This is a genomic window from Methanospirillum hungatei (assembly GCF_020216685.1).
Lineage (GTDB): Archaea > Halobacteriota > Methanomicrobia > Methanomicrobiales > Methanospirillaceae > Methanospirillum > Methanospirillum hungatei_B.
This window is the reverse complement of sequence record NZ_JAIWNS010000101.1, coordinates 1-10,000: the sequence shown is the minus strand read 5'-3', so window position 1 is coordinate 10,000 and position 10,000 is coordinate 1. Positions and strand designations below refer to the sequence as shown.

General features: G+C 42.8%; 12 protein-coding genes and 3 pseudogenes. 8 read left to right on the top strand and 7 right to left on the bottom strand.

Features of this window, described 5'->3' with window-relative positions; all coding sequences use genetic code 11:
- From LDL35_RS06110 to LDL35_RS06100, 3 genes are all read right to left on the bottom strand, one after another.
- A partial coding sequence (locus LDL35_RS06110) for a tetratricopeptide repeat protein (protein WP_304020458.1) occupies window positions 1-2,867 on the bottom strand: 2,867 nt, incomplete at its 3' end.
- A 33-nt stretch (window positions 2,868-2,900) separates the two neighbouring features.
- Complete coding sequence (locus tag LDL35_RS06105) at window positions 2,901-3,110, bottom strand: hypothetical protein (RefSeq protein WP_304020456.1); 210 nt, start codon at window positions 3,108-3,110, stop codon at window positions 2,901-2,903.
- Entirely contained in the window at window positions 3,107-3,559 is a 453-nt protein-coding gene (locus LDL35_RS06100; RefSeq protein ID WP_304020454.1) for a GNAT family N-acetyltransferase, read from the bottom strand. Before LDL35_RS06100 ends, LDL35_RS06105 begins: the two co-directional genes overlap by 4 nt.
- 163 nt (window positions 3,560-3,722) lie before the next feature.
- Between LDL35_RS06100 and LDL35_RS06095 the strand changes: the two genes are divergently transcribed.
- The 3 genes from LDL35_RS06095 to LDL35_RS06085 all read left to right on the top strand — a co-directional run bounded on the left by LDL35_RS06095 (window position 3,723) and on the right by LDL35_RS06085 (window position 5,022).
- A complete protein-coding gene (locus LDL35_RS06095; RefSeq protein WP_304020453.1) occupies window positions 3,723-3,962 on the top strand; it encodes a hypothetical protein in 240 nt (79 codons plus the stop codon).
- Complete coding sequence (locus tag LDL35_RS06090) at window positions 3,955-4,443, top strand: MarR family transcriptional regulator (protein WP_304020451.1); 489 nt, start codon at window positions 3,955-3,957, stop codon at window positions 4,441-4,443. Before LDL35_RS06095 ends, LDL35_RS06090 begins: the two co-directional genes overlap by 8 nt.
- 78 nt (window positions 4,444-4,521) lie before the next feature.
- Window positions 4,522-5,022: an N-acetyltransferase family protein gene (locus tag LDL35_RS06085; RefSeq protein WP_304020450.1), complete on the top strand. Its 501-nt coding sequence runs from the start codon at window positions 4,522-4,524 to the stop codon at window positions 5,020-5,022.
- Between the two features lie 104 nt (window positions 5,023-5,126).
- Here the strand turns inward: LDL35_RS06085 and LDL35_RS06080 are convergent, their stop codons facing one another.
- Both LDL35_RS06080 and LDL35_RS06075 read right to left on the bottom strand, forming a co-directional pair.
- Window positions 5,127-5,366 (bottom strand): type II toxin-antitoxin system HicA family toxin, encoded by a 240-nt coding sequence (locus tag LDL35_RS06080; RefSeq protein ID WP_304020449.1) that lies wholly within the window; start codon window positions 5,364-5,366, stop codon window positions 5,127-5,129.
- On the bottom strand, window positions 5,363-5,593 hold the full coding sequence (locus LDL35_RS06075) for a hypothetical protein (protein ID WP_304020447.1): 231 nt from the start codon (window positions 5,591-5,593) through the stop codon (window positions 5,363-5,365). The genes LDL35_RS06080 and LDL35_RS06075 overlap by 4 nt, the downstream gene beginning before the upstream one ends.
- A gap of 167 nt (window positions 5,594-5,760) precedes the next feature.
- On the opposite strand from LDL35_RS06075, the pseudogene LDL35_RS06070 reads away from it, so the two are divergent.
- Window positions 5,761-7,318 (top strand): annotated as a pseudogene (locus LDL35_RS06070) (IS1634 family transposase).
- 339 nt (window positions 7,319-7,657) lie between these two features.
- On the opposite strand, the pseudogene LDL35_RS06065 reads toward LDL35_RS06070, so the two are convergent.
- Window positions 7,658-8,167: pseudogene (locus LDL35_RS06065) on the bottom strand (transposase); the annotation flags it as partial.
- Between the two features lie 81 nt (window positions 8,168-8,248).
- Between LDL35_RS06065 and LDL35_RS06060 the strand changes: the two are divergent.
- The 4 genes from LDL35_RS06060 to LDL35_RS06045 all read left to right on the top strand — a co-directional run bounded on the left by LDL35_RS06060 (window position 8,249) and on the right by LDL35_RS06045 (window position 9,435).
- A complete protein-coding gene (locus tag LDL35_RS06060; protein WP_304020446.1) occupies window positions 8,249-8,575 on the top strand; it encodes a PD-(D/E)XK nuclease domain-containing protein in 327 nt (108 codons plus the stop codon).
- Between the two features lie 118 nt (window positions 8,576-8,693).
- The gene (locus LDL35_RS06055) at window positions 8,694-8,831 is read left to right on the top strand and encodes a hypothetical protein (protein ID WP_304020445.1); all 138 of its coding nucleotides are present in this window, start codon (window positions 8,694-8,696) and stop codon (window positions 8,829-8,831) included.
- A 219-nt stretch (window positions 8,832-9,050) separates the two neighbouring features.
- Entirely contained in the window at window positions 9,051-9,263 is a 213-nt protein-coding gene (locus LDL35_RS06050) for a type II toxin-antitoxin system HicB family antitoxin (RefSeq protein WP_304020443.1), read from the top strand.
- The gene (locus LDL35_RS06045; RefSeq protein WP_304020441.1) at window positions 9,250-9,435 is read left to right on the top strand and encodes a type II toxin-antitoxin system HicA family toxin; all 186 of its coding nucleotides are present in this window, start codon (window positions 9,250-9,252) and stop codon (window positions 9,433-9,435) included. Before LDL35_RS06050 ends, LDL35_RS06045 begins: the two co-directional genes overlap by 14 nt.
- A gap of 96 nt (window positions 9,436-9,531) precedes the next feature.
- Here LDL35_RS06045 and LDL35_RS06040 read toward each other — a convergent pair.
- Window positions 9,532-10,000: pseudogene (locus tag LDL35_RS06040) on the bottom strand (IS701 family transposase); the annotation flags it as partial.

Sequence of the window (10,000 nt, the reverse complement as noted above, 5' to 3'; positions counted from 1 at the left end):
TTCTGTTCGATAACCTGATCCAGCGGGGGTATTGCCGTCAGTAACTCCCCGGATTTAACCAGACTTTGTGCATACCTGAAGAGAAGCTCCATATCATCCGGACGATAGAGGATCGCCTGGGAGAGGGCAGCACTTGCAGGTTCATACTTTCCCAGATGAAATAGAGCCTTCCCTTTCATCTCCCAGATCTCAGGATCGTCAGGAACCACCTCAAGATACTGGTCAAGCCGTGAGAGAGACATATCACATTTCCCGGTCTTGTACAGGGCTACCCCCAGTTTTCGTATAAGATCAGGATCATCCTGAAGAAACTCTGCTGCCTTCAGGTAGGATTCACAAGCCTGATCAAACTGCTGCAGACTATCATGGGCCGCCCCTTTCCGTTTCCATAACTCACCATTTAGTGGATCAAACCCGAGTACCTTATCAATAACCGATATGGCCTCCGGATACTTCTCCGCTTCATAGAGAACAATCGCCTGCAAAGATAAGAGTTTTTTATTATTCGGGGCATATTTACACGCTTCAGTAAGAGCATTTGCAGCCTCATCAAACAACCCCTGGGCACGTTCAATCTCTGCCCGCATCCTCCAGAGATCAGGATTCTTCTCATCCTTGACCAGCAGGCGGGTGACACGACTATATGCTTCCCTGAACTGACCGGTGTGATACAAAGCACGCATGTATCCGGTAAGAACCTCAGTATCACTCGCATCAGGCTCACTTATGGCAGCATATGTCTGACAGGCACCCCGGTATGACCCAAGAGCAACCTGGATCTTTGCCTTCAGTTTTAAGATCTCATTATTCGACGGAGAGAGATCAAGGGCCTTTCCCACAGACTGCAGGGCATCTGCATACGACTTTCTGGTATGCTGGACATCGGCAAGCAGATACCAGGCATCAGCAGACTGATCATTTAACTGGAGCGAATGTTTCAGAATAAATTCTGCTTTCTGAAGTTCATGTAATGCGACAAGTGTCTTCCCATGATAATACCAGGCCTGATCATCATCCGGATGATTATCCTCTACCCCCTCAAATGCGGTTATTGCCTCGGTAAACTGATAGAGTTCAAGGAGGGTCAGACCTGCCCAGAAAAGTGCATCAGTATGGTCCTTGTCCAGCTTTAATGTCTCTCTGAAATGATGCAGGGCTGCCTCATATTGTTTCAACTCATACTGGGCGACACCAAGAAGGAAAAGAACCTCTGCATCAGGTCCGAACAATTCAATAAACCGCTCTGATGCCTTGATAAGTCTCTGGTTTTCATGCTCATAGGCAAGGGCATTCAGGTATATCAGCCAGCTGTCAGAGGGTATCGGCCCGAATTTACATGCACGCTCAAATGAATGAACCGACTGATTATACTCTCCCAGCTCAAAGGAGGTGATGGCATGGTTAATCCATGACTCCGGCTTTGCATTCTTTGTCTCTGCAGCATGTTCGAATGATTCAAGAGCGGCCGGGTGACTGTCAAGCAACCGGAGAGCCAGGCCCCGCTGATTCCAGGCGGTCGGGTTTTCAGGATCCAGTTCTAGGGCTTTTTCATATGCAGCAATTGCTTCCTGGTACTGTCCGCGTTCAATCTGGGTATCCCCCAGCATGATCCAGATGTTTACTTTCCGGGGACTGAGCTCTGCTGCATGGGTGTATGCAGCTGCTGCCCGGCTGAACTCATACTGGGCAACGGCGACCATTCCAATTCCAACCCAGGAGTTGACATTTTTCGGATTGAGTTTTAAGGACTGCTGGAAGGATTTCATGGCATCCTTGTACCATTTCAGTTTATAAAGGGCAGCACCGTGATTATGCCAGACGGAGGGATTGTCTTTTCCCAGTTGCAATGCCCGGTTAAATGCCTGGAGAGCACTCTCATACTTCTTCAGATGCATCAGAGTCAGGCCGTGATTATTATAGAAGGTGACCGACTCCTGGCCTTCATTGATGATCTGATTTAATATATCAGTGACGGCAGCCTTATCATCAGAAAGCTCGGCTTTCAGGATTGAGTACGAGTACCGGGTATCAAGATCCCAGGGTTCAAGCTTGAGGACATGCTCATATGCACTGGTAGCCTGAGGGATATCGCCTGAATCTGCAAGGAGGTCTGCGATCATCCGCCAGGCATCAGCATAGTCAGGATCGATCTTTACAGCTTTTTTCAGGGCATCGATCGCCTGTTCCCGCTCTTCAAGATGAACCAGAGTGTTTGCAAGGCCGAAAAATGCAACCGGATCATCAGGATTTATCTCAATGGCAAAGTAATAGGCATCAAGTGCGTCCGTATACTCTCCAAGCTGGACATGACAATAGCCTTTTAAGACCCAGACTTCCGCCTGTTCAGCCCCCCAGTCAATCGCCATGTCAAGGTCGGTGAGGGCTTCGCGAAACTTGCCAAGTGCAAGATAGCAGGCACCCCGGTACATCCATCCCTGATCATTCTCAGATTCACGCTCGACCAGCCGGGTTAAAACAGGGATGGCCTCTTTATACATGCCGACTTCATGCATCGACATACCAAGGCGAAGCTGGGCCTGTAGATTATCCGGATCGTACTTCAGAGCGTTCCGGAACATCTTCATGGCATCCCGGTGACGCTCCTGCTTGGCCAGGACTATTCCGGTCTGATACCAGAGTTCGGAGTTTTCAGGATCGATGCGAAGACCTTCCTTGAAGGCATAGTACGCACGGTCCTGCTGATCCTTTTTGAGGAACGCCATCCCCATTGACAGCCATTTCTGAACTTTATCGGCCGTTCCAATCTCTTTTGCCAGAATACTCCTCCAGGCTTTTCTCTGCCGGAGATACTCAATCTCTAAAAATCTGCATATGATAGGTGGATGACATGATACATTAAAGTACACAAACCCCGGAGTCCTGATCCTGGCAGGGAGGTTTCATTCTTTCATGTCAGTACCCGGATGTACCAGTCTTTGGTGATAAAAATGGTTGTATCCGGTCTCCTGCACAATCGCCGGGTATGAACTGAAGAATGGAAGGTCTATCCTGCCCTGCCTGCCGGTACTGCGATAAGTACCCCCGGTCCAGGACACTCCCCCCAAAAGCTGACTTTCAACAGATGACGGGGTTGTCTGCCTGAACCTCACACTCTTTCAATGGTGCAGGTTATCCATTCCTGGTTAAAGGTCGGGGAATATTTATTGTAAAAGTTGATTGCCGGTTCATTCCATTCAAGCACCTGCCAGACCACTCCGTTCAGGTTCTTCTTTCTTGCATCATCCAGAACGGCGTCAAATAGCATCTTTCCGATGCCGCATCCCCTGAACTCTTCTGTAACAACGATATCTTCAAGATACAGCCGTTGTCCTTTCCATGTGGAATACCTTATATAATAGAGAGCAAATCCGACAATACAATCGCCCGATTCAGCAACGATCCCCCACCAGACCGGACAGGCACCAAACCCGGATTCTTCAAAATGCTCTAATGATACCTCAACTTCATGTAATGCACGTTCATATTCTGCAAGCTCCCTGATGAGTTCGAGGAGCCGTGGGCAGTCATTACGAACCGCAGGTCGGATGGTTACGCTCATTGGTCGGTACATATTTGGATCGAATTACTAAAATTATGACCGATATATGTGTTCAGGAAATAATATTATCACAGGGAACAAAAGGATACTCAAATAATGGGATATTTTGTGGATGAAATCAGAAGTCGTTAAATTATAATACATTTTTTCTTGGGAGGATATTATGACATCAAAAGCAATCAGGGCAACATATGATGGGAAATCATTTCAGGCCTCTGATCCGGTTGATATTGCGCCGAATAGTGAATGCCTAATTTATAGCGAAGAGATCCTGCAGAAAAAAAACAGAGGACGCTATAGATTTTTTATTCAGTATTGCAGGAACGCCCAGGGTCCTGATGATCAATCGATTGAACATGACCACTACCTCTATGGGACTTTGAAAAAGGGAAAGCGTGAATAATTCATTAAATTCTTTTTCTGATCTTACCGATGTGCTCATCCGAATCATCCATCAGGCTGTGGATATTGAAAAAACACCGGTGGATATAGGGTATGGTGATGTTCTTTCTGCATCTGAAATCCATCTCATTGATATTGCCGGCAGATATCCGCAGGAAAAACTCTCTGAAATCGCAACACGACTTGGCATCACAAAAGGGGCGGTCACCCAGATGGTCCAGAAGCTAGAGGAGAAGGGGTACGTAAGGAGAGTCAGAAGCACTGAAAACAAGAAGACGGTATACCTTGACCTGACTCAGAAGGGAATGCGGGCGTTCCAATGGCATACTGATCTCCATGCCCGGCTTTATGCAGACTTCTTAAAGGAGATATCAGATATGCCGGAAGAGCAGATAACGGGGGCGATATCCATCCTCCGGTGTTATGAAAAAATTCTCCAGAGAAGTATGGAGATCAGGGATAGTCCTCATAATTCTGAATAGGTCTCTTTTCATTACCCTGAATAATTTGAAGGGGTAGTAGGTATTATTATAGTTTAGTGACTAAACTATTGTAAGACTATGATACAAAATCCAGATCTCATCTTTGCCCCGATCACCAAATCTGACAAAGAATCTGTCATCGCCCTGTTCAATTACTATATTGAGCATACCAATGCTGCATTTCTTGAGACGCCTCTCCCGGCATCGTATTTCGATACATTATTGCCGGTGATTGAGCAGTACCCGTCGGTATCGGTAAAAGAGAACGGAGCACTCATCGGGTTTGGGTTACTACGCCCTCATAATCCCATGCCGGTATTTCGATATACTGCAGTCATATCATACTTCCTCGACCCTGCATATACCGGGAAGGGGATTGGATCATCGGTGCTGAATTACCTGACAGAAAAAGCTCAGGAGAAGGGCATTAAATCTATTCTTGCAGAGATATCATCCCTCAATCCGGGAAGTGTCAGGTTCCATGAGAAACACGGGTTTATCCATTGCGGACGGTTTGAGCGGGTGGGTGTAAAGAACGGTAATGAGTTTGATACGATCTGGATGCAAAAATCTTTGTAGAACTCGTTATCAAGCGTGAATACAGAATCACTAAGATATATTGCGGATCTAGCAGAACCATCCACATCCTTTTCAAAGATTTTTTTAATCAAAAACAAAAAATTTTACAGTTCTTCGATGATCTTCATCCAATCCTTACCTGTTTTTTGGGCAACATCTTTGATAATATTGGACAGGGTCCCTACTTTTAAGGGATGGTGCAATGGAACAGTAATTCCGTACAATTCGCCGTGTACTACTAATTCTAGACGAACATGACTTCCTGTTTGTCTGACTTTTTGAAACCCTATTGAGATAAGGTACGAGATAAGATCATTTCCAGATATATTTCGAGGTACTTTCATACGGCGATAACAACATCCTTTACAATATGGAGTCTAATCAGACTGGGAATATCATCATCGCCAAAATGACACATTACCGCATCACGGACCATATCTCGAAGTTCATCAAAAGTATCGGCCTCTGTATAAATTGAATGAGTCACCGAACGAGCTACATAGCCTCCTTCATCAGATTCTTCTACAAGAAAAATGATCTCGGTATCTCTATGTTTTTCAGTAATAATCATGTCAAATCCATTAGGGTACGCAAATATAAAAGATAGATACATAGAGTCCATCTTCGTCAGATCATCTCAATTTTATATAATAGTAAACTATATAACTAACAAGATCTCCATTAATATAATTAATGAACGATTAGGGTGCTTCATTAGAAATAGACTCCATATAATCCATTGATCATCTCGGAATCGTTGCAGGTACGTTCCATAAGCTTGGTTTAGCTCCAATAATTGACCGGGCGATCCCTAAAATCGGTCAACATCGACTATCAAGTTCTCAAATTTTATTAGCCCTCATTTTTAACGGAATCGGATTTACCGAAAGACGCTTTTTTTCCCGAATATTGCGAGCATCTTGATTTGGAACGACTCATAGGTCCTGATATTTCTGCAAAACATCTGAACGAATCAGTCATTGGTCGCCTTTTGGATAGGATATATGCATATGGCCACAACAAGCTCTTTACAGATCTTGTCACCCAGATGTTTACTGTTTACAAAGATGGAGTGCAGCTGTGTCATGTTGATACAACCAATTTCAGTGTTCATGGTGAATATGGAAATGAATCCGGAGATGGATGTATAAAAATAACAAAGGGACATCCAAAAGACAAACGCTGGGATTTAAACAGATTTGCCTTAAGTATGGTGGTCAATCAACATGGAATACCTAATTTTTGCTCGTGCACACGATGGCAACGAATCAGATAAGGACGTTCTTGTGCAAAGAATCCTTTCATTGCAAGAGTCATTCACATTTGATCCTGATGTAATATTCATGGGTGACAGTGCCCTGTATACTGATAAAAACATCAATGCCCTCGGTCCGGAAACAAGGTGAATATCAAATGTCCCTGCCACAATAACAGAGATGACAGAGCTACTCAAATCTGATCTTCTCTTCACTCCTAACTCAGATCCAAGGTATTCCTGCAGTAGCGTTGACTCACATTATTGTGGTGTTCCTCAAAAATGGGTTGTTGTCTCATCTGAAGAGATGAAAATCCGAGAATTGAAGACGTTTTAGAAAAACCTCCCTGTGAGATTCAAAGCCGCATTAAAAGGGTTAAAACAGATTTCTAAAGTCTGATATGCATGTGAAAAAGATGTCAGTAATGCTCTCTTATGCTATCTTAATGAAACACCTTTAGTAAATTGGTGGATTCAAGTATCAAGGTCAGTTATAAACGGTAAAATGGTAAGAAGGGGCGCCCAAAAGCAAGAGAAACGTTAATCCCACAATATTCGATCGATGCAAGGGTTGAACTTGCTCAGGATATCGTTGAAAGTGAAAAACAGTATCTGGGCAGATTTACTCTTGCAACGAATGTTTTGAGTTTAGATTCTGAAACGGTTCTGAATCACTATAAAGGACAGATGCTTGTCGAAAAAGGTTTCCGGTTTTTAAAGGACAAATCATTCCGAGTTGCTGAAGTTTATCTTAAAAGTGAAAAAAGGATTGAGGCTTTAAGCATGGTTATGGTACTCTGCCTCATGGTTTACTCATTTACTGAAATGTTACTGCGAAAAAGGCTGAAAGAAGAAGATGAAACGGTGTTGAATCAAAAGAAGAAACCTACCTCTACTCCAACACTATAATGGATATTTTTTAAATTCAGGGAGATTAAGTCATGTATTGTTTCATTTAATGATGCATTCTATTCATCTGTCCAGAATTTAAATCGAGAACTATTGAAGATATTGCGATTGCTCGGGCCGGAGTACGAATAATTCTATGGTTGAAAAAAGATCTGGCGAATGTGGGAACATTATTTATATCAGACATAATTGGACCACCAACATCGGAATCATAATTGTATGAATATTACGGTTTTAATCTGAAAATTTTATTATCTACTGTTTGTTTGAATAGTATTGTAGGGGCTGTCGCACTGATGCAAAAGCCTCAATAGTTCAATATTTTGAATAGATCTTTCTCTAACTGCGGTGGCGACCACTCATTATAACATAAATAATTGAAAAAAATACCAAGTACACAATAAGCATAGGAATAAAATTCATAATGAAATTAATAATAGATGCAATGAAATTGACAATAATTTCAAAAAACTTTAGATTCTCAATTCCAGAATACCAACTATCAAACATGATAAATGCAGGATTAAAACCTCTCTTGAAGGCTGTATTGACCATATCTTGGAGATGATCATTTTTGGTTTTGTCGTCAACTTTTAATCATAAATTCGATAATCAATGAGAAATGAGACGATTCCATCGGTCCAAATCAGTGTTAATAGTCCGATTCCTTTAACGACCTTGTGATGCTTGCCACTCCATTGATAATAAGTGCCCTCAATTTTTTTTTGAATGAATTTTATCGAGAATTGTGTCATCAAAAACCAACCAGCCGCTTTTTCGTTCAGCATAAGCCTCAACTTATTTCCACAACGCCTCATGAGTTAGAGACTGTCTTGATAGAAATCGGTTGTAAGTATCATGTGATATTGAAAAATCAGTCGTTGAATAACAATCTGCAACTTTTACACAAGAAACGTCACATCGAGCTGCGATGAGGTAATTGATATAATCAACATCGGATGGCTGTTTCGTTACTGGCACGTATATTATTGGGGCGGTCTATATATATAGATCTTATCATTATAAAAGTTAACTGCGTAACTCCTATTTGATCTTGCAAAGTTGCCGGAAGCAGTATTTCACGCCTTTGTCCTCGGGCTGTTAGCAAACCTCCGGTCAGTGTATGATATCAGATCACAAGCTGAGTCAGGACTTGGAAGGGCTGACATTATCATGATCACAAAGACCAGCAGGTATCCTGCCGGATATGTAATCGAGTTCAAATCAATAAAGCCAGGTGAGGATATCGAAAGGGCTGCACAAGAGGCCCTCCGCCAGATAATGGAGAAACAGTATGATGCACCCGTGATATCTGCCGGGATGATTCAGGAGACAGTCCGGCGTCTGGCGGTACTACTCCAGGGAAAACAGGTTTTTGTTCGGGAGTGAACGATAAATTTAATTTTCAGAACACATCTGACTACCTACGAAAACCCTTGCAGCCATGAACAGGAAGATCCGGTATCAGAAAAAGAAGGTATAGGTACTTGAGTCAGAATACGCTGAATTGAGTACCCGGATCCGGGATGCGATCGAACCTGAGCAGGCGAAAGGACTGATTATGGGAAAGATGTTTTTCCAGTTCTCATATAAACTTACACCATTTCTGACCCGGTCACAACAGGAGCTTATTTCGCTCTTTTAAAGCTGGTGGGAGAAGTGCAGTGTTTCGATGGGGGATATGCCGAACAGGATTGGGCTAAGAAACGGTTAGGTGCCTACCTTCGGGAACTTGGATTTGTGTGATGGACTGGAATGATCTAGATACAAGCACCTTGAAAAGATAGCATGAATATATTATCAGTATTGGAATCCAAGAATACTATATGGGACTTTTCATTATGAATATTCAGAGAGGTGAATAGTGAACACGTATACCGCAATAATTCATCGTGAGGGAGATTTTTTCGTTGCATTATGCCCGGAGACCGGAACGGTGAGTCAGGGATCCTCCATCGAGGAAGCAGTTGAAAATCTGAAAGAGGCAACTGAACTGTATCTGGAAGAGTTTCCCCTCTCACCCATATCCCGAAGTCTGATTACCACCTTTGAGGTCGCACCCGTTGCCAGCCATTAAACCGGTATCGGGAGCAGAGGCAATAAAAATTCTCTGTAAACATTTTGGATTTGAGGTTTCCGGAAGAAAGGGCAGTCATGTTCGTCTAGCCAGAAATGCTCCTGAAGGAAAGGTGGGGACGGTGATTCCCATGCACGATGAATTAGCTGTTGGAACTCTTCGCAATGCGTAAAAATTGGCGGGAGTTACACTTGAAGAGTTCGAAGAATTTCTGTAGCATGAATGTCCTGATAAAATTAAGAGTTACGAAGAAGAGCCTCCAAAAATTTTATAGCGCATATTTTGGTCTCTGAAGGTACTCTGAAATCCCTACTTTTGTGATTTGCCATTGAGTATTATAAGGAGTGACACCATTCAACAAATGGTTTATCTCAAGTCGTAAATGTGCCATTAGAGAGCAGTTAATATGATTCCTTTGAATAATTGCTTTCCTAGCCTGACATTTTTCGACGCCACAAAGTTTCTTAATTTCCCGGTGATAATTCTCGATTGTCCAGCAAATTGACTACAAATTGAGTCTATCTTCATTATTCATCTGAATAAAATTAGAGATCCAATAGCTACTTTCACCTTTTCGGCTTACCGAGTGAAAAAGACGAATAAACCCAAATTTTTTCAAATGTAATTCCAATCCTTCTTCAGGGATTTTAAAATCGGAAACTTGGACATTACCTGGGCCGTCAGGATTTACTGCACGATTCTTTTTAACTCGTGTAAAAAAAAAAACCATCCAAGGC